Source organism: Staphylococcus hsinchuensis (genome assembly GCF_038789205.1).
GTDB classification, from domain to species: Bacteria; Bacillota; Bacilli; order Staphylococcales; family Staphylococcaceae; genus Staphylococcus; species Staphylococcus hsinchuensis.
This window is the reverse complement of the sequence record NZ_CP128355.1, coordinates 2,032,709-2,050,828: the sequence shown is the minus strand read 5'-3', so window position 1 is coordinate 2,050,828 and position 18,120 is coordinate 2,032,709. Positions and strand designations below refer to the sequence as shown.

18 protein-coding genes and 8 tRNA genes are annotated in these 18,120 nt (G+C 32.0%); 20 read left to right on the top strand and 6 right to left on the bottom strand.

Features of this window, described 5'->3' with window-relative positions; all coding sequences use genetic code 11:
- Window positions 1–50 precede the first annotated feature (50 nt).
- Complete coding sequence (locus QQM35_RS10180; RefSeq protein WP_251942734.1) at window positions 51–476, bottom strand: HIT family protein; 426 nt, start codon at window positions 474–476, stop codon at window positions 51–53.
- Between the two features lie 130 nt (window positions 477–606).
- On the opposite strand from QQM35_RS10180, the gene ecsA reads away from it, so the two are divergent.
- The gene (gene ecsA, locus QQM35_RS10175; RefSeq protein ID WP_251519621.1) at window positions 607–1,341 is read left to right on the top strand and encodes an ABC transporter ATP-binding protein EcsA; all 735 of its coding nucleotides are present in this window, start codon (window positions 607–609) and stop codon (window positions 1,339–1,341) included.
- On the top strand, window positions 1,341–2,567 hold the full coding sequence (gene ecsB, locus QQM35_RS10170; protein ID WP_251519623.1) for an ABC transporter permease EcsB: 1,227 nt from the start codon (window positions 1,341–1,343) through the stop codon (window positions 2,565–2,567). The genes ecsA and ecsB overlap by 1 nt, the downstream gene beginning before the upstream one ends.
- A gap of 139 nt (window positions 2,568–2,706) precedes the next feature.
- Here the strand turns inward: ecsB and QQM35_RS10165 are convergent, their stop codons facing one another.
- On the bottom strand, window positions 2,707–3,207 hold the full coding sequence (locus tag QQM35_RS10165) for a signal transduction protein TRAP (protein WP_251519625.1): 501 nt from the start codon (window positions 3,205–3,207) through the stop codon (window positions 2,707–2,709).
- A gap of 260 nt (window positions 3,208–3,467) precedes the next feature.
- Here QQM35_RS10165 and hemE point away from each other — a divergent pair, with 260 nt between their 5' ends.
- The 12 genes from hemE to QQM35_RS10105 all read left to right on the top strand — a co-directional run bounded on the left by hemE (window position 3,468) and on the right by QQM35_RS10105 (window position 8,793).
- Window positions 3,468–4,502, top strand: coding sequence for a uroporphyrinogen decarboxylase (hemE, locus tag QQM35_RS10160; RefSeq protein WP_285813496.1), 1,035 nt, complete (start codon window positions 3,468–3,470; stop codon window positions 4,500–4,502).
- Window positions 4,503–4,540: 38 nt separating this feature from the next.
- Entirely contained in the window at window positions 4,541–5,464 is a 924-nt protein-coding gene (gene hemH / locus QQM35_RS10155) for a ferrochelatase (RefSeq protein WP_251942736.1), read from the top strand.
- A gap of 12 nt (window positions 5,465–5,476) precedes the next feature.
- On the top strand, window positions 5,477–6,874 hold the full coding sequence (gene hemY, locus QQM35_RS10150) for a protoporphyrinogen oxidase (RefSeq protein WP_251519658.1): 1,398 nt from the start codon (window positions 5,477–5,479) through the stop codon (window positions 6,872–6,874).
- 233 nt (window positions 6,875–7,107) lie between these two features.
- Complete coding sequence (locus tag QQM35_RS10145; RefSeq protein WP_251519678.1) at window positions 7,108–7,665, top strand: RBBP9/YdeN family alpha/beta hydrolase; 558 nt, start codon at window positions 7,108–7,110, stop codon at window positions 7,663–7,665.
- Window positions 7,666–8,087: 422 nt separating this feature from the next.
- Window positions 8,088–8,161: transfer RNA gene (locus QQM35_RS10140), tRNA-Met, on the top strand.
- 10 nt (window positions 8,162–8,171) lie between these two features.
- A tRNA-Asp gene (locus QQM35_RS10135) sits at window positions 8,172–8,247 on the top strand.
- 4 nt (window positions 8,248–8,251) lie between these two features.
- A tRNA-Phe gene (locus QQM35_RS10130) sits at window positions 8,252–8,324 on the top strand.
- Window positions 8,325–8,341: 17 nt separating this feature from the next.
- Window positions 8,342–8,414 (top strand) — tRNA-His (locus QQM35_RS10125).
- Between the two features lie 19 nt (window positions 8,415–8,433).
- Window positions 8,434–8,507: transfer RNA gene (locus QQM35_RS10120), tRNA-Gly, on the top strand.
- 9 nt (window positions 8,508–8,516) lie between these two features.
- Window positions 8,517–8,591, top strand: a tRNA-Asn gene (locus QQM35_RS10115).
- A 1-nt stretch (window position 8,592) separates the two neighbouring features.
- A tRNA-Glu gene (locus QQM35_RS10110) sits at window positions 8,593–8,664 on the top strand.
- 40 nt (window positions 8,665–8,704) lie between these two features.
- A tRNA-Ser gene (locus QQM35_RS10105) sits at window positions 8,705–8,793 on the top strand.
- 335 nt (window positions 8,794–9,128) lie between these two features.
- Here the strand turns inward: QQM35_RS10105 and QQM35_RS10100 are convergent.
- Window positions 9,129–10,430 (bottom strand): DUF4041 domain-containing protein, encoded by a 1,302-nt coding sequence (locus QQM35_RS10100; protein ID WP_342610379.1) that lies wholly within the window; start codon window positions 10,428–10,430, stop codon window positions 9,129–9,131.
- Window positions 10,431–10,782: 352 nt separating this feature from the next.
- Here QQM35_RS10100 and QQM35_RS10095 point away from each other — a divergent pair, with 352 nt between their 5' ends.
- From QQM35_RS10095 to menC, 4 genes are all read left to right on the top strand, one after another.
- Window positions 10,783–11,307, top strand: coding sequence for a hypothetical protein (locus tag QQM35_RS10095; RefSeq protein ID WP_251519685.1), 525 nt, complete (start codon window positions 10,783–10,785; stop codon window positions 11,305–11,307).
- Between the two features lie 366 nt (window positions 11,308–11,673).
- The gene (locus QQM35_RS10090) at window positions 11,674–12,033 is read left to right on the top strand and encodes an MmcQ/YjbR family DNA-binding protein (RefSeq protein WP_251519688.1); all 360 of its coding nucleotides are present in this window, start codon (window positions 11,674–11,676) and stop codon (window positions 12,031–12,033) included.
- Between the two features lie 783 nt (window positions 12,034–12,816).
- Window positions 12,817–14,205, top strand: coding sequence for an o-succinylbenzoate--CoA ligase (menE, locus tag QQM35_RS10085; RefSeq protein WP_251519689.1), 1,389 nt, complete (start codon window positions 12,817–12,819; stop codon window positions 14,203–14,205).
- Window positions 14,206–14,224: 19 nt separating this feature from the next.
- Window positions 14,225–15,229 carry an o-succinylbenzoate synthase gene (menC, locus tag QQM35_RS10080; protein WP_342610378.1) on the top strand — a complete coding sequence of 335 codons (1,005 nt, stop codon included), beginning with the start codon at window positions 14,225–14,227 and terminating at the stop codon, window positions 15,227–15,229.
- On the opposite strand, the gene yidD is transcribed toward menC, so the two are convergent.
- Window positions 15,226–15,462, bottom strand: a complete 237-nt coding sequence (gene yidD / locus QQM35_RS10075) for a membrane protein insertion efficiency factor YidD (RefSeq protein WP_251519693.1) — start codon at window positions 15,460–15,462, stop codon at window positions 15,226–15,228. The two genes, menC and yidD, sit on opposite strands and share 4 nt — an antisense overlap.
- Before the next feature lie 59 nt (window positions 15,463–15,521).
- Between yidD and ytkD the strand changes: the two genes are divergently transcribed.
- Both ytkD and QQM35_RS10065 read left to right on the top strand, forming a co-directional pair.
- Entirely contained in the window at window positions 15,522–15,998 is a 477-nt protein-coding gene (gene ytkD / locus QQM35_RS10070) for an RNA deprotection pyrophosphohydrolase (RefSeq protein ID WP_251519695.1), read from the top strand.
- Window positions 15,982–16,776, top strand: a complete 795-nt coding sequence (locus tag QQM35_RS10065) for an alpha/beta hydrolase family protein (protein ID WP_251519697.1) — start codon at window positions 15,982–15,984, stop codon at window positions 16,774–16,776. The genes ytkD and QQM35_RS10065 overlap by 17 nt, the downstream gene beginning before the upstream one ends.
- A 72-nt stretch (window positions 16,777–16,848) precedes the next feature.
- Here QQM35_RS10065 and QQM35_RS10060 read toward each other — a convergent pair whose 3' ends face one another.
- Both QQM35_RS10060 and QQM35_RS10055 read right to left on the bottom strand, forming a co-directional pair.
- Window positions 16,849–17,439 (bottom strand): Ltp family lipoprotein, encoded by a 591-nt coding sequence (locus QQM35_RS10060; protein WP_251519699.1) that lies wholly within the window; start codon window positions 17,437–17,439, stop codon window positions 16,849–16,851.
- Window positions 17,440–17,893: 454 nt separating this feature from the next.
- Window positions 17,894–18,097: a DUF6007 family protein gene (locus QQM35_RS10055; protein ID WP_251519701.1), complete on the bottom strand. Its 204-nt coding sequence runs from the start codon at window positions 18,095–18,097 to the stop codon at window positions 17,894–17,896.
- Between the last annotated feature and the right edge of the window lie 23 nt (window positions 18,098–18,120).

Below are 18,120 nucleotides of genomic sequence, written 5' to 3'. Positions count from 1 at the left end.
TATTTGTTTAATATTTTTTATATACCCATTTTCGTTGGATAATAAGCATTTTAGTTGAATTGGTTAGCAATTTCTTTTGCAAGTTGAGCTTTCATATCATCATCGATCGTATCTTCATGTGTTTCCCAATGATAGCCAAAACCGTCTGTGTCGTTCTCATATCTTGGTAATAAATGGAAATGAAGATGGAAGACAGATTGATCGGCGAACTCGCCATTATTTTGTATAATATTTAAACCATCAGGATTAAATGCTTTTTTAATCGCATTTGCAACTTTTGGAAGTGCAGCACCAATATGTTGCATCGTTGCTTCATCGGTTTCAAATATATTCGCAGATGGTTTCTTCGGAACAAGTAATGTATGTCCTTTAGTAACTTGTGAGATATCTAGAAATGCATATACGTATTCATCTTCATATACTTTATGACTTGGAATTTCACCGTCAATAATTTTGCTAAAGATAGTTTCTGACATAATATCTTCACTCCTTTTATCATAGTTACAAATATTATAGCATTCCTACAATATTTTCGTCAGTGCTTTACATATAAATTTATGAATAAACATTGATTTTTGGTACAATACAAATTATGGAGGTGCCCATATGACAGTGAAAGTTGAGCAACTAACAGGTGGTTATGGTAAAAAACCTATTATTAAAAATATCAATTTTGAACTCAAAAAAGGAGAAATCGTAGGACTCATTGGATTAAATGGAGCCGGTAAAAGTACAACAATAAAACATATGCTCGGTTTACTCACGCCAATGGAAGGTGAGTTGACGATTTCCGATGTTAATATAAAACAAGATGTTGAAACGTATAGAAGAAAGTTATCATATATTCCAGAATCGCCAGTGATTTATGAAGAATTAACTTTGAAAGAACATATTTACATGACAGCAATGGCTTATGATATAAACAGAGAGGAAGCTATGAAACGTGCTGAACCATTACTTAAAACCTTCCGTTTAGAAAATGAATTGAACATTTTCCCAAGTCATTTTTCTAAAGGTATGAAACAAAAGGTAATGATCATTTGTGCATTTATCGTAGATCCTGAACTATACATTATTGATGAGCCTTTCTTAGGCTTAGATCCACTAGGTATTCAATCGATGTTAAATTTAATGGTAGAAAAGAAAAAAGAAGATAGAACTGTATTAATGAGTACGCATATACTTGCAACAGCTGAACGATATTGTGATCGATTTATTATTATGGATAAAGGTGAGATAGTGGCGTTCGGTGATTTAGATGAGTTGCGCACACAAACAGGATTACATGACAAAACATTAGATGAAATTTATATTCATGTTACGCAAGGTGGCCAAGCATAATGAGTAGTCTGGATGCAAAGCAGTTATTTAACGAACGTCGTCAGGCCATCAATAAAGAAAAACGCTACTATAATAAGTTTATATTTAATGGTCATTTTTCTGTTTTTATCGTTATTATGCTAGGTGCTTTTATAATGGGATACGGTGGCTGGTTAAAGCATATCCCGAAAGGTATTAATTATGCGTTAATTGCGAGTTTAGTGTTAGCAATTACTTCAATGTTTCCATTACGTACATTACTTAAAGATGCAGACCGTCTATTCTTATTACCATTTGAAAAACATATGTCAGATTATATGAAATCTAGTTTGATTTATAGTTATTTTTTAAGGCTGCCTATCCAAATCATAATGATTATCGTATTGTTTCCATTGTTTTATGTAATCAATGGTAAATCGTATGGTTTCTATATCATGTTTGCGATATTAGCATTAATCTTGCCATATTTAGGTTTATTACTTAAATGGCAATGGTATCGTTATAGACTTGAAACTTGGTCTTTATATTTATTATTATTCATTATCTTTACATCAGGGTATTTTGTAGTGTTGGGACCTAAAAATATTTCAGGTTTAAGTACGATTTTACTACTGATAGGATTAATTTTAATATTGAAAAAGATTAATATAAAACAGTTATTCCCATGGGAACGTATGATTAAATCTGAACAACAGCACCATATGAATTACTACAAATTTGTAAATATGTTCACTGATGTTAAACATTTAAAAGAAACAGCAGTCCGCAGAAGTTATTTGGATCCTATATTACGCACACCAAGTACGAAGAAATTTAATGAGAATCACATGTACTTATATTTATTTACAAGAAGTTTTGCAAGAGGTAAGGATGCCTTTCACATTATATTAAGGCTCGTTGTGATTGCATTGATCTTAATGATATGGTTACAACAACCTATTGTTACATTAGTGATTGGCGGATTGTTTATGTATATTATCTTATTACAGATGGCACAATTTTATACGCAACAAGCTTACGGTTTATGGCCTCAAGTTTGGCCTGTTAGCGATACGAAAGTGATTAAAGGTTACCACCAATTTTTATTACGATTAATGGTAATTTTAGGTATATTATTCACTATTGTTTATGCGATTGTAAATCCTATCTATGCATATGGAGGTATAGTGTTCTTTATCGTAGGATGGTTAACTATAAGAAGCGTGATTAAAAAGTTACAGTACCAAGAAACGTTATTGAGAGACTAAATTATATTTCCATCTATAAATAATGTTTCAATTATATAAAATAAAAGCAGTGAAGTTATCTATTAATGTAGAAAGCTTCACTGCTTTTTAATATTGTATTTATATTGAATATAATATTTTAAAAGATGGTCAACAAAGATTAATGTTCGATTGGATATAAATATCTTTCGAAATAACTTGAATGTTGCCCGCTTGCACCGAAAAATTGACTTAATGCCGTCTTAGCAAAATTGTCATTAAATACTGTTGATGATTTAAAGTCTTCATAGTCGGCTCTTTTGTTAAAACCAAAGTAAACCTTATATGTTAAACCTTGGTTAGGTTTTAATAAACGATAACTACGATAACCCGCAAATTGTTGGAAATCAGCTGTTACATTCATTAATTTCTTCTCTAATTGATATGCATGGTCATCAGTAGTAGGGACGAAGATGACAGAATAGAAATGGTCTTCGTTTAATTCACCTTCTGATTGTAAGATGTCATATTCAATAGGTTGTTTTAAAGCTGTTGTAGTATCAGTTTCTTCAATAATTACTGAAGAATCTGAAGCTGAAAATTGTAGTAATTCATGGTCTGGGTTATTGATTCTTATCTGATTCAAATAACCAAAGGTACCATAAGAAACATATAGTTTCATATCGTTATCCCCCTTGTTATTCTCCATTATTTGTATGTAACAATTATACTTTACTATATTTAGTTTAATTTTCCCAATATATACATATATTTGCTAGCTTATATTATAATAGATTCTTGATAGAAGGTAAAAGATTTTTAAATAGTGTGACATTATTTATTGAGTATGAATTTTTTATGACATTTAAGCATGACGAAATACGAACATAATAACATATGATATTATAAATAAGAATGATTATAATGTAGGAGGATCTTAAGGTGCATAGCAAAAACAATACAATTTTAAAGATGATTCAGGGAGAGGAAGTTTCACATACGCCTGTATGGTTTATGCGACAAGCAGGACGCTCTCAACCTGAATATAGAAAGTTAAAAGAAAAATATTCATTATTTGAAATTACGCATCAACCAGAGTTATGTGCATATGTGACACATCTTCCTGTAGATAATTACAATACAGATGCTGCAGTATTATATAAAGATATCATGACACCACTAAAACCTATTGGTGTAGACGTAGATATTAAATCAGGTATTGGCCCCGTTATTCAAAATCCTATTAAAAATATTCAAGATGTAGAGAAATTAGGGAAAATTGATCCTCAAAGAGATGTTCCTTATGTACTAGATACAATTAAGTTACTTACAGAAGAAAAATTAAACGTACCATTAATAGGATTTACAGGCGCACCATTTACTCTAGCGAGTTATATGATAGAAGGTGGCCCATCAAAAAATTACAATCATACAAAGGCTATGATGTACAGCGATGAAGCAACTTGGTTTGCATTGATGGATCATTTAGTTGAAATGTCTATCACATACGTTAACGCACAAATCAAAGCAGGTGCAGAGTTAATCCAAATCTTCGACTCATGGGTAGGGGCACTTAATGTTGAAGACTACAGATATTATATTAAGCCGTCTATGAATAAACTGATCAATGGAATTAAAGCGCAACATGATGTACCTGTTATCTTGTTTGGTGTGGGTGCAAGCCATTTAATCAATGAATGGAACGATTTACCTATCGATGTATTAGGTTTGGATTGGAGATATACAATTCAAGATGCACACGATTTAGACATCACTAAAACATTACAAGGTAATTTAGATCCGTCATTACTACTCGCACCATGGAATGTTATTGAAGAAAGATTAAAACCTATCTTAGATGAAGGTGTAGCTCATGGGAAACACATTTTCAATTTAGGCCATGGTGTATTCCCAGAAGTTAAACCTGAGACGTTAAGAAAGATTACTGAGTTTGTGCATAACTATACACAAAGATAACGAGAATACATTAAATTTATTTGAAGGATGATTTGAAAATGAAAAAGCGCATAGGCTTATTAGTTATGGCATACGGTACGCCGTATAAAGAAAGTGATATAGAAGCATATTACACAGATATTAGACATGGTAAGAAACCATCAACTGAAGAAATTGAAGATTTGAAAGCACGTTATGAATTTATAGGGGGACTTTCTCCTTTAGCTCGAATTACTAATAATCAAGCAAATGCATTATGTGAAGCCTTAAATGAAACATATTCAGATGTTGAATTTAAACTTTACATTGGTCTAAAACATATCCATCCATTTATCGAAGATGCCGTACAATCTATGCATGAAGATGGTATTACAGAAGCGGTAACAGTAGTACTCGCTCCACATTATTCTAGCTTTTCAGTAGGATCTTATGATACGCGTGCCGAACAAGAAGCTGACAAATATGGTATAACATTAACGCACGTTCAACATTATTATCACCAACCTCAATTTATACAATACTGGTCAGAGAAAATTAATGAAACGTTAAGTCAAATACCTCAAGAAGAGCATGATGATACTGTATTAGTGGTTTCTGCGCATAGCTTACCAAAAGGGCTAATTGAAAGAAATAACGACCCATACCCAACAGAATTACATGAAACTGCCCAACTCCTTGAACAGAATACGCATATTAAACATGTTGCAGAAGGTTGGCAGTCTGAAGGTAATACAGGCACACCTTGGTTAGGACCTGATGTTCAATATTTAACGAAATCACTCTATGAGCAACACGGTTATAAACATTTTATATATACACCGGTTGGATTTGTGTGTGAACATTTAGAAGTATTATATGATAATGACTACGAATGTAAAGTAGTGTGTGATGAAATAGGTGCGAACTATTATCGTCCTGTAATGCCTAACACAGATCCTTTATTTATAGGCGCCATCGTTGAAGAAATTAAATCTGTCTATTAAGAAAGGAGCTTGTTGATGACGGAAATTGCAATTATAGGTGCAGGGATCACTGGGTTAACAAGTGCATACTACATTAAACGACAACGACCTGACATTGACGTAACAATTTACGAAGCGACAAATAGAACAGGTGGTAAGATTCAAACATATAGAAAAGACGGCTACACGATTGAACTGGGACCTGAATCGTATCTTGGAAGAAAGCATATTATGACAGATGTCGCAAAAGACATTGGTTTAGAGTCAGATCTCGTTACAAATCAAACAGGTCAATCTTATATCTATGCTAAAAATAAACTTTATCCTATCCCAGGTGGATCCATTTTGGGAATACCGACAAGTCTGAAACCATTTTTACAAACGAAACTCATTTCACCGATAGGTAAACTGAGAGCCGGTTTAGATTATTTAAAGCGTCCAACACAGATGGAAAATGATATTTCAGTAGGACACTTTTTCCGAGCAAGATTAGGTGATGAAGTACTTGAAAATCTCATAGAACCATTAATGGGTGGTATTTACGGCACAAATATAGATGACTTAAGTTTAATGAGTACCTTCCCTGAATTTAAGCAGAGAGAAGAGCAATTCGGTAGCTTAATTAAAGGGATGAAATATGAGAAGATACAGCGCCAACAGCAAAGACAGCTTTATCCTGGTGCCCCGAAAGGTCAATTTAGACAATTTAAAAATGGATTAAGTTCATTTATTGAAAGTTTAACTAAATATGTAGAACACCAAGGAGTAAAGATTGTATATAATACTAGAGTAAATGATATTACTCAATCTCAGAAACATTATCATTTACACTTTACTAATCAAAAGATTGCTTTCGATGGGGTATTAGTTACAACACCACACCAAACTTTTATAAAATGGTTCGAGAATGATCCAGCGTTTGATTACTTTAAAGAAATGCAATCTACGTCAGTTGCTACAGTTGTATTGGCATTTGATGAAAAAGACATTGAAAACACGTACGACGGCACAGGGTTTGTTATTGCACGTACGAGCAATACGACAATTACAGCTTGTACTTGGACAAGTAAAAAATGGCCATTCACAACACCAGAAGGTAAAGTATTGTTGCGTGCTTACGTAGGTAAACCAGGTGACACTACATTAGATGCTCATAACGACGATGAAATCGTGTCGATAGTAAGAAACGATTTAAATAAAATGATGAATATTAATGGCGATCCTGAATTCAGTATTGTAAACCGATTACCACAGAGTATGCCACAATATAGAGTGGGTCATATCGATAAAGTTAAAGATATTCAGTCACACATTATTAAAAATTATCCAAAATTAAGAATAACAGGTGCTTCATTTGAAGCGGTAGGTTTACCGGATTGTATACAACAAGGTAAAGATGCGGTTGAATCTCTATTAAATGAAATAGAATAATAGATTAAAAAACATTACTCGATTTAATTTAATTATTAAAAAGGGTGATGTTTTTTTATTATGAGATTTTAAAACTCATTAAATTTATGAGATACTAAAAATTAAATGCTAAGGATTTTAAGAGTTATGAAATAAGATGTGACTTTGCCTAAAGAACGAATTGAGTATACAAAAAGTTAGCATTGAGTATCAATAAGGAAAGGTAACTCTTTTACTCCGTGGGGGAATTAATAATGACAGATATAATTATAGTACATTCTAAATATGGAGATTCAACAAACCACTGGTATGAGTGGTTAGCAAATAATTTAACGATTGAAGGTTATCGCGTAAATATTTTTAATATTGCAGTTGACACAAATGATAATCTTCAACAATGGGTAGACGAAATGGAACAACAAATACATATTCGAAAATATGAAACATACTTTGTTACGCATGGATTTGGCACATTAGCTGCTTTAAAATACCTAGAATGTAAAGATATTCAAAGTATAGAAGGGCTTTTTAGTATTTCGGGATTTAAAGATGATGCTAAAGATATCGATGAAAATATAAAACTGAAAGATGAATCGATAGATTATGAAAAAGTAAAATCTAAAGTGGATCATTTTTATGGTTTATGTTCAAAAGATGATCAATATGTTTCCTATAAAGAAACAAAGAGACTCATGGACACGCTAGGTGGGACATGTAGGATAACAGATCACGGCGGACATTTTATGGATAGTGATGGATTTGGTACGTTTACCAAATTACAAAGTAAAATGCAGAAGTTAATGACAACGTAAATAATCATAAAGAAAAGGTCATTTACGTTGCTTGAATGTATTATTTAGGAATTTAAAGTCGTGCGTTTTTAATGAAGTGAATAAGAGCACGCTACTTTGAAATAGAATCAGATAAGGAATAGGGGACGCGTAAAATTAATAATGTAAAGAAAACAAAGAAAAAATATAAATAAAGCACAAAAATTAAAAAAATATGGTATATATTGCGTTTTTACACAAATTTCTTTCAATAAGTTATTGACGTTAGTGCTAAAAATTTATATACTGTAAAAGTCTTACAAGTTAGCCGAGTTCAAATAGCAAGTATTACATATCTTCTTTAAGCAATAATTAAATAAATGTAAATAAATTATAAAAATATATTGACTTGATATTAAGATATATGCTATATTAATGAGGTAGGCGTTATTAAATAATATTAACGCGGGATGGAGCAGTTCGGTAGCTCGTCGGGCTCATAACCCGAAGGTCGGTGGTTCAAATCCGCCTCCCGCAATTACATAATAGGTCCCGTAGTGTAGCGGTTAACACGCCTGCCTGTCACGCAGGAGATCGCGGGTTCGATTCCCGTCGGGACCGCCATTATGGTTCAGTAGCTCAGTTGGTAGAGCAATGGATTGAAGCTCCATGTGTCGGCAGTTCGACTCTGTCCTGAACCATTTCTGATTTGCCCTTGGCGGATGTGGCGAAGTGGTTAACGCATCGGATTGTGGTTCCGACACGCGTGGGTTCGATTCCCATCATCCGCCCCTTTAATCATTATCATATGCGGGTGTAGTTTAATGGCAAAACCTCAGCCTTCCAAGCTGATGTTGTGGGTTCGATTCCCATCACCCGCTCCATTATATTAATCCACAGTAGCTCAGTGGTAGAGCTATCGGCTGTTAACCGATCGGTCGTAGGTTCGAGTCCTACCTGTGGAGCCATGGCCCCGTGGTCAAGCGGTTAAGACACCGCCCTTTCACGGCGGTAACACGGGTTCGAGTCCCGTCGGGGTCATACAAACAGAAGTGAAATATCGCTTCTGTTTTTTTAATATGGAAAGTTGTCCGAGTTGGCCGAAGGAGCACGCCTGGAAAGCGTGTAGGCGCCACAAGCGTCTCGAGGGTTCGAATCCCTCACTTTCCGTTATTTGCTTATTCCTCGTTATTCATCGTTTATAAAAACGTTAATATGACGGGGGTTTGTTATATCTCGTTTAACTTCGTTTTTCATCGTTTTTATAATTCTACGCCAACGGAACGCCAATATTCGCATGATAAAATAGGTGTTACGCCAATATTTTTAAGTCGACGCCAACGCAGTTATCGCCTTGTTTTCTGAAATGTTTGCCATTATAACCAAAATAAAACCCCCATTTATCGTTACTATTCATTTTGACTTACATTTTATAAATTTTTAGAGAACTTAAGTTCTAGTAGAGGATAAAAAATAATAAGGGTACCGAAGTACCCTTATTATTTTTAACTTATTTCCAATCTCAATGATTCTTTATATTGTATTGCTTTGGGTTCATCAATAAAATTCACTGTATTATTATGTTCTTTTAATACTTGATTTTTAATTTCTTCTATATTTAATTTAAAGAACTCTTTACGTCCATTCACTTTATTAACTTTGTAATTTTTAAAATGTTGATGTAAATTCTTCTCTAACTCAAATGCATTTTCTGAAAAAATTAAAGCATGAACATCAAATTCAAATGGTACAGAAGCACTGCTCAATTCATTTATTCTATCCATAGGATCTAAACGACGAGTTACGCCAATTTTATAAATATTTTCTCCGAATGATCCAATGTTAGAAATGATATAAACATATCCAGATTGAGCTTTTTGTTGTCGTTCACTTACATTTTCTTTTTCAGTATTTAGGTTCTGTAAAGATTGTTCAAGTTCTTTTATTTTTTCAATAAATAGTTCTTTTTCAGCTTGTAATTCTGTATTATTTAGATATTTTGTTAGCTTATTGATTTCATTATTATGATGTTTAATATCTTTATTTAATTCGTTGAGTCTTTTTTCCATTTCTTTTTTAGCTTTTTCTTCTTCTTTAATTCTTTCACGTTCTTCTCTTCTAATTATTTTTTCATCTTCAAGTTTAATTTGATATTTATGTACTAATTCAAGCATCTCGAGTTTTATATCTAATAGTTGAGTAGGAATTTGTACATTATCAGTTTCAAATATTTTATTTATACCTTCAAAACTCTTAAAAATTCTATTTTGCATACTTTCAATATTTTTACTTGTAACGCTGTTAATTAAAATTGCAGTTTCAGCGTTAAATAATCTTATAATTTGTTTTACTTGATTATTATAGTGACGTTTATTAGACGTAGGAATATCAAGTAATAAATTCTCTTTATTTATTAACTCTTTTTCTTTTAATTCTAATTTCTTTATATAATTATTAATATCCGTTGAAGCTACATCAGTCATTTTAAATGGATAAATTAACTTTAATTCATATTTAGATCTTTTTTCTTTAATTAAATTATTTAAATATGATAATTCATCAGTACCTTTTTGAATATTTCGATGTAATTCATGTGAGATATTTTCCAATTCTTTAGTTTTAATTTTTAATAGTTGATAATTTTTTACATCAATTTCGGTTATTTTATCAATGAGAACTAATTTAATTACTGCATAAATCGAAAGGCCAAAGGGTATAATTGCTATTCCTGGCGTAGCGATTGCAAATAACGAAGTTACTAATATTGTCCACATTACCCAATTCTTTTTAAAATTTTTGTTTTCCATGATTTCCTCCCCAATTAATTTTTATATTCAAACGTACATAATTGTTCTAACATTTTTTAATTTACATAGTACGAGATGCGGTATGAATAAATAGTGTGTTTTACATATTCAATAAATTGTTAAATTCTCTCAATTATTTCTCTATGAAATAAAAATTAAGTTAACTTGATTTATACAATATAATACTATACTTATTTACTAGAGTTTGGCAATAGATATTTTGAATATTTTGTATTATATTTTTGATTAATTTATAAAGTTTCAAAATTTTGATAGTTTAATAATTTTATCGGTGGGGTAGAATACTTTTACCTACTGTTGTCTCCTAGAATATATCCGTCTAGGAGGAGCTATGATAAGTTTAATTTCCGCAATTGGGTCCATCGGGACTTTCATTATGGCACTATTTTATATTGTTTCTATTTCCATTCAGTTTTACCAAATGAAAATTGAATTTATTCCAGCGCTAGGCTTTAACCAAACCTTATTGAGTAGAGACAACAAAAATCAATTATATTTGTTGAACACGTCTGCTAGAGAATCTAAACATGAAGATTTTTTAAGGTTATATAATTTAGGTGGCGGTGCAGCGAAAGAAATTAAGATAGAGATATATTTAGATGGAGGTAAGACGATTCAAACTAAATATGTTAATATCTTACCGAGTAAAGAAGGTTATTTATTACCTATCAATAGATGGGTGTTTGATGAATTGAATAAATCAATCGACAGTCGCACTGAACAGTCTAATATAAAAATAAAAATCTCATATAACCATTACGTAAGTAGAAAAACTAATGTAATCACTTATAGAGCTTATATAGATGATTTTAATGAATACAATGATAGAGATATATATGAATTACAATTTGTATAATTGTGTAGTGTCTGAACTCACCTTAAATAGGTGAGTTTTTATTTTTAATAAGACAAAGTTATTAGTATTTCTAAAATTTTCTTTACTTTTAAGTTGTTTGATGTAAATATAGTGCTATATATAAATTTCGTTATAAGTATTTTTAGATTTCAATGTATTTTAATAAAAGGAGTTGAGAAGTGAGAAAGTGGAAGTTATTTTTCACAATTATCAATGCTCACATCGTGATATGAAAGTTACTGTAAATGTTCGAAAAACAACAAAAGAAGAAAAAAGAGAAGCTATGATTGCTTTGGGTTTACTCGTAATTACAATTATAATAGTAAAAAAGGTATTGTTTTAGTATAAATTTTTAAAGGTGATTTTATGGTGACACGTGAAGAAATTTTTAAATTTGTACAAAATAAATATGGTGTAGAACCTGACTATCCTTGGGAAAAATATTCAAATTATGCAGCGCTTCGTCATGATAATAATGGTAAATGGTTTGGGTTAATTATGGACATAACTGGAGATAAATTAAACCTTAATCATAACGATGACATCGATGTAATAAATTTAAAAGTTCATCAAGAATTTATTGGTAGTTTACGCAAGAAAAAGGGGATATATACTGCATATTATATGGATAAATCGAATTGGGTATCGATTAATCTGGACGAAATTCAGTCTTTAGAAGTTATTTCAGATTTAATAGAAGAAAGTTATGAGCTCACCACTAAATGATTGAGACTAATTTGTAATTAAAGTGAAGAAATAATAAAAAACGTACACAGCATTTGTGTACGTTTTTTTATATGGAAGTGATTGATAATAGAGATTTATTTAAATTACACATAGACATCGTACTTTGCAACTAGGGATTGTAATTCAAACTTTAGAAAGTAAACATAATTCCAATAATTGAAATAACCATGATGCTACATACAATAACTAATTCTTTGATATCGTCCAATGTGATCCTCCGTTCTCTATATTTTTGTTAATAAAAATTACTCCAAATATAAAATCATACTAGTGAACTAAGCGAATGGAGTAGCTAAAATTTATGTATAATGAGAATTCTTAGGATGTATTTTTAGAGGTAATTATAAATCGTTATATTTGTGTGCAACAGTTTAGCAATAGACTTATAGAACTTGCACGATAAATACAATAATATTGTACATGATTTGGTTGGTGAAGTTAAGAAGCTGGCGCGCAGAAAATTCTAATAATTAAGTAAAGCAAATGTAAAGGTTATGTATATAATTTCTGAAAATTCACCCTCAAAGGTAATCTTTATCAATTTGGCAGTAGATGTCTGAATTGAAAATGCGCTTATTTCAAGCTTTTTTCAATCCTAGTCACCCTTACCGGGGTGAGACTACGAAATCTTTATTAAAAATTCGATTTCTGTCCCACTCCCATTTATCTTCGAAAATAATATATAAATTTAGTTTAATAATTTTATATTCTGAAATATACGAGCATACAAGTTATAATATATAAGAATGGAGGTATGATGTAGTGGAGTTTTGGTTGAAAACACAAGCACGAGAAAATAATGAAAAGATTTTTTTAGATGATGGAAGTACACAATTAACATTTGGTGAAGCATATGATTATACAACGCGATTAGCGCATACGCTAACTCAACTTAAACGAACTAGGTTAGGCTTGTATATTGATAATTCAATTGAATCTGTATTGTTGATTAATAGTTGTTGGTTAGCAGGTATTGAAACGGCGATGATTAATACACGCTTAACTGATCGAGAAATTCAATCTCAAATGGCGTCAGTTAATGTGGAAACTATTATAACTATGGAACAATTTGAATTGGCTGGTCTAACTATCATTCCTTATAAGACTTTACAAAGCCAGATGTCATCTCAACAATTCGAATTTGACTTTTCATTTGAACGAATTGCATCGATTATGTTTACTTCAGGTACCACTGGTCCACAGAAAGCAGTACCTCAAACTTTTGCAAATCATTATGCAAGTGCGCTTGGATGTAAAGAAAGTTTAGGTTTTAATGCAGAGACGAAATGGTTGTCAGTATTGCCGATTTATCATATTTCTGGATTAAGTGTGATTTTAAGAGCCCTTATTGGTGGTTTTACGGTACGCCTCGAATCAAAATTTGTAGCTGAGCGTATGTTACAAATTATTCAAGAAGAACAACCGACGCATGTATCATTAGTACCTCAGACATTAAAGTGGTTAATGAATGAAGGGCTAACACAACCTCACAGTATTGAAAAGATTCTACTAGGTGGTGCAAAGCTTTCGAGTAGCTTAATTGAACGTGCATTACAATATCATTTACCAATTTATAATTCTTTCGGTATGACAGAAACTTGTTCTCAATTTTTAACGGCGAGTTCGGAAATGTTAGCCACACGTCATGACACAGTAGGGCAAACGAGTGAAAATGTAGATGTGAAAATTAAAAATCCCAATCATCAAGGTCATGGGGAATTACTAGTGAAAGGTAACAATGTAATGGATGGTTATTTATATCCAGAAAATAGTAATAATGCTTTTGAGGATGGTTATTTTAATACAGGTGATATAGCCGAAATTACAGAAGAAGGTTATGTGATGGTTTATGACCGTCGTAAGGATTTAATTATTAGTGGTGGTGAAAATATTTACCCATATCAAATAGAAACGATAGCAAAATCACATCATCTTATAGAAGATGCTGTTTGTGTCGGGGTTAAAGATGAAACGTGGGGCGAAGTGCCGAGTTTATATTATGTAGCAGAAGTTGCTATTTCTGATGATACGTTAAAGGACTATTTTAAAGAAAATTTAGCGAAATATAAAATCCCGAAATTTTTCCATCGAATTTCATCGCTACCCTATACATCAACTGGTAAATTACAAAGAAATCAGTTGAAAAACTAACTGCGAGGTATCCTTAATTATGAAAATCATCGATATGAAAATGTATACGTTTGAGGCACCTTTTAAACAACCAATTATCACACCAAAAGTGAAATTATATTCTCGCAAAGCACTAGTTGTAGAGCTGATTACTGACGAGGGGATCAGTTACTTTGGAGAATGCAACGCATTTGCGACGTATTGGTATAGCAATGAAACAATAGATATTGTGAAACACAATGCGCACGCGTGGTTTAAAGAATACCAAGGCTATGCCTTTGAGACATATCAACAGCTTCAAGCAACTTTAAGTAAATTAGAATCATTTCCCGCAACACGAAGTATGATTGTGATGGCGTTATATCAAATATTTTATAAATTACCTTCATTTAGTGTGCCATATGGTGCTACAGTTAGTGGAATTTCAAAAGAAAATATTGAACAATTGAAAAAAACACGTCCATCGCGTGTTAAAATAAAATGGAGTTCGCAAATAATGGATGATATTCAAACAATCCAGAATTTGTCATTTAAACCTACAATAGCAATTGATGCCAATGAGTCCATAAAATCATCGGAAACCGACTTATTGTTAAAGTTAGCACAATATGAAATATTATATGTTGAAGAACCATTTAAACAGTTAGCGACTATAGATAATTTTGAAAAGGATCAACTACCAGCTTTAGCGATTGATGAAAAAGCTACTTCGTCTGAAGAAATAAAAAGAATCGTAACACAATTTAATGTGAAAGTGGTTGTATTAAAACCGTTCAGATTAGGTGGAATTGATAGGGTTTTAGAGATTATTAAACAACTTGAAAGGGCAAATATTGATTATGTCATAGGTGGTATGTATGAGTATGGTTTGAGTCGATATTTTACAGCAATGCTTGCTCGACATGCTTCATATCCATCAGATATTACACCTGCTGGATATTATTTTGAGACTGACTATGCACCAGACTCTGGCATATTAAAAGGAGGCTCTATCGAATTTGAGCCTCCAAAGATCGACGTTAATAAGTTAACGCGAATCGATTAATTTTTATCTGAATGATCTTTCTTTAATGGAACGGGATCAAAGCCGCCTTTATGCAATGGGTGACATTTAGAAATTCTTTTTATACCTAACCATGTACCTTTGAATGCACCATGTACTTCGATTGCTTCTTTCGTATATGCAGAACAAGTAGGATAGAAGCGACATGTTGGTGGTGTAATAGGTGATATAAAACGTTGGTAAATATATATAAGTTTAAGAAGAATGGTCTTCATGGTTATGCCTCCATCGTGAAATTAATTATGATTATCTTAACATACAAATAGGAAGAGTGATGCACTTGAAGTTTATTGATCAAGAGAATGATGATGTATATTTAAATTTTAAAAATGAGCATGATAACGCAGATGGACAACACGTATTAGTTATTCCTATTTATCATAATAAACTCTTATTTACGAAGCATAAACAACGGGGTATAGAGTTTCCAGGAGGTAAAGTTGAACCAGGTGAGTTAAGTTTAGAAGCTGCCAAAAGAGAACTCTTAGAGGAAACGGGCGCTCGTGCAAAAACGATAAATTATCTCGCTCAATATTATGTGGATCGAACGAATGGCAAAGGGTTTAGTAAAGATGTGTACGTAGTTCATGTGGCGGCAATTGAACAACAAGATGACTATTTAGAAACCCTAGGACCGATTTTATACCGACACCCAGATGAAGTACCAGGCTCTGATAAAAGTTATCTACTTAAAGACCCAGCTATTTTATATTGTCTAGAAAGAGTGATTGAACTTGGATTTTATCAATAAAAAGCGCATGCCTGTAGAGTTAGCACACCATAAAGTTGAAGAAGTGACTTACCTTGTAGATCAATTAAAGGTGAGAGGGCTAATGATGACACCACACAAAGAAGTCAAACGCATTGTAATATACTTACGTGGTGGTAAAGGACAAGTGGGGCGTGTACGTGCAGGAAGATTATTACAATTTGCAGATATCAATACGTTAGTCATAGGGCCTTATTATCGTGGTAATAACGGAAGTGAAGGTAAGGATGAGTTTTACGGAAATGATTTACACGATGTTACAGAAGCCATTCGTTTATTAAATCGTTCATATCCTAATGCATTTATACATATGGTTGGATTCTCTCGTGGTGGTTTACAAGGGTTATTAACGTTTCAAGATTTACCTATTACAAGTTATATCATTTGGGGTGGCGTATCTAATATTCACTTAATGTATGAAGAACGCGTGGATTTAAGAGGAATGTTGCGACGAATGATTGGGCATCCGCGTAAGCATTCTGAGCGTTATGAAAAACGATATGCTATTAATCAAATTTCTGCCACTAGTCCACCAATTTTAATCGTTCATGGCGGACAAGATCACCAGGTAGGGATTCATCAAGCTTATTATTTGGCGAATCAATTAGAACAAAGAGGTGCCGTATTCCGTACATATTATCAAATGAAAGAAGGCCATGTGCCAAAACCCTTTGCGTTGAAACATACGCTGCACACTGTCTTTCAATGGATGAGCGATGTTGAACAAGGTCATATTAAAGATGATTATGATGAAGACTAATATTATAGTATTTAGAAAATAATCAAAAGAAGCTGAAACATACACATGTTTCAGCTTCTTTTTTAAATGTAATTAATCTAAATGATTTACTGCGTATTGTGCTTCTTCATCCGTGAATTTTTCCCCATATGAAGATGTCAGTTGGTCATACACTGCATCGTTAGACATATTTTGTTCTTCTGCATAATCTTTGGCTTTTTCTAATGCATTCTTTTTATAATTTGCTTTAAGGTGTTTAATCGCATAATCAGCTTCTTTTTCTTTGAATTTTTCTCCATATTCAGAAGTCAGTTGATCATAAATACCTTGTTTAGACATATGCATTGTGTCAGAGTATGTTTTAGCTTTATTTAATGCTGCCTTTTCTTGACGTGTTGCATTAGAACTATTCGTTGAATTATCACCTGATGATGTTGAATTTGAGTCACTAAAACTTGCTGTTAGCGCTGATATACCGATAATAAATAAAATAATTAAAACAAGACATCCGCCACAACCACTGCAGCCCCATATCCATGCTTTTTTCTTTTTATCCTTACTTTGTTGATTTTGATACGCTTGAAATTGTTCCCATTGTCTTTGTTCGTGTGTGCTATTGTGATGGGTGTCAGAGTTTGTGCTGTGTTGATGATTCTGTTGGAAGTCATTACTGTTGTTCGACATAAAAAGCCTCCTAATTATTTTGTTTTTATTAAACAATTTATGTTGTAAATAATGCAGATATTCAGAAACATAAATTGTTAAAAGCTAAGGAATAAATTTTAAGTTTTGTTAAATGTAAAATGAGATGACAAAATAAAATGGTTAAACTTAAATTTATGAAATCTACTAAGATGAAAGTATATGTATGTAAAAGGGTGTTAAAAATTTAAAGCGGTCTCAATAACTTTAATGTTTGGAAGCAATCTTTAAATTAAAATATTTGTAAAACCAATTAAAAATTTTATTGAGAATAAACTTATTATATAATTTTGCGTGGTAAAATTTAATACCTTTTCGTAAAAATTTTGTATTATTTTTTGGGATTTTGTAATAATGAAAAATTTACGATTTTAATAAAATAAAAACCACCCTTAGACTGCTACTAACAATCTATAGGGTGGTTTAATTAACCGATTTATTGTCGTTTATTTAGAAAATGATTCCATAAAATGTGCGTAGTTAAAACTAAACCCATACCAAAAAATATAATAATAATTACATTTAACAATATACACCACGTGTTATAGGTAGGTAAGTAAGAAAATAACAGAAACATTGGAATTAAAAATATAATGTCCCACCAAGTGATTTGTAAAATTGTCTTTTCAATATTTTTCATCATGCACCAACCTTACTGTATTA

Bases quoted from the DNA above. Each gene is read 5' to 3' on its own strand.
- QQM35_RS10180 (WP_251942734.1), bottom strand. From the start codon at position 476: ATGTCAGAAACTATCTTTAGCAAAATTATTGACGGTGAAATTCCAAGT.
- ecsA (WP_251519621.1), top strand. From the start codon at position 607: ATGACAGTGAAAGTTGAGCAACTAACAGGTGGTTATGGTAAAAAACCT.
- ecsB (WP_251519623.1), top strand. From the start codon at position 1,341: ATGAGTAGTCTGGATGCAAAGCAGTTATTTAACGAACGTCGTCAGGCC.
- QQM35_RS10165 (WP_251519625.1), bottom strand. From the start codon at position 3,207: ATGAAACTATATGTTTCTTATGGTACCTTTGGTTATTTGAATCAGATA.
- hemH (WP_251942736.1), top strand. From the start codon at position 4,541: ATGAAAAAGCGCATAGGCTTATTAGTTATGGCATACGGTACGCCGTAT.
- QQM35_RS10145 (WP_251519678.1), top strand. From the start codon at position 7,108: ATGACAGATATAATTATAGTACATTCTAAATATGGAGATTCAACAAAC.
- QQM35_RS10100 (WP_342610379.1), bottom strand. From the start codon at position 10,430: ATGGAAAACAAAAATTTTAAAAAGAATTGGGTAATGTGGACAATATTA.
- QQM35_RS10095 (WP_251519685.1), top strand. From the start codon at position 10,783: ATGATAAGTTTAATTTCCGCAATTGGGTCCATCGGGACTTTCATTATG.
- QQM35_RS10090 (WP_251519688.1), top strand. From the start codon at position 11,674: ATGGTGACACGTGAAGAAATTTTTAAATTTGTACAAAATAAATATGGT.
- menC (WP_342610378.1), top strand. From the start codon at position 14,225: ATGAAAATCATCGATATGAAAATGTATACGTTTGAGGCACCTTTTAAA.
- yidD (WP_251519693.1), bottom strand. From the start codon at position 15,462: ATGAAGACCATTCTTCTTAAACTTATATATATTTACCAACGTTTTATA.
- ytkD (WP_251519695.1), top strand. From the start codon at position 15,522: ATGCACTTGAAGTTTATTGATCAAGAGAATGATGATGTATATTTAAAT.
- QQM35_RS10060 (WP_251519699.1), bottom strand. From the start codon at position 17,439: ATGTCGAACAACAGTAATGACTTCCAACAGAATCATCAACACAGCACA.
- QQM35_RS10055 (WP_251519701.1), bottom strand. From the start codon at position 18,097: ATGAAAAATATTGAAAAGACAATTTTACAAATCACTTGGTGGGACATT.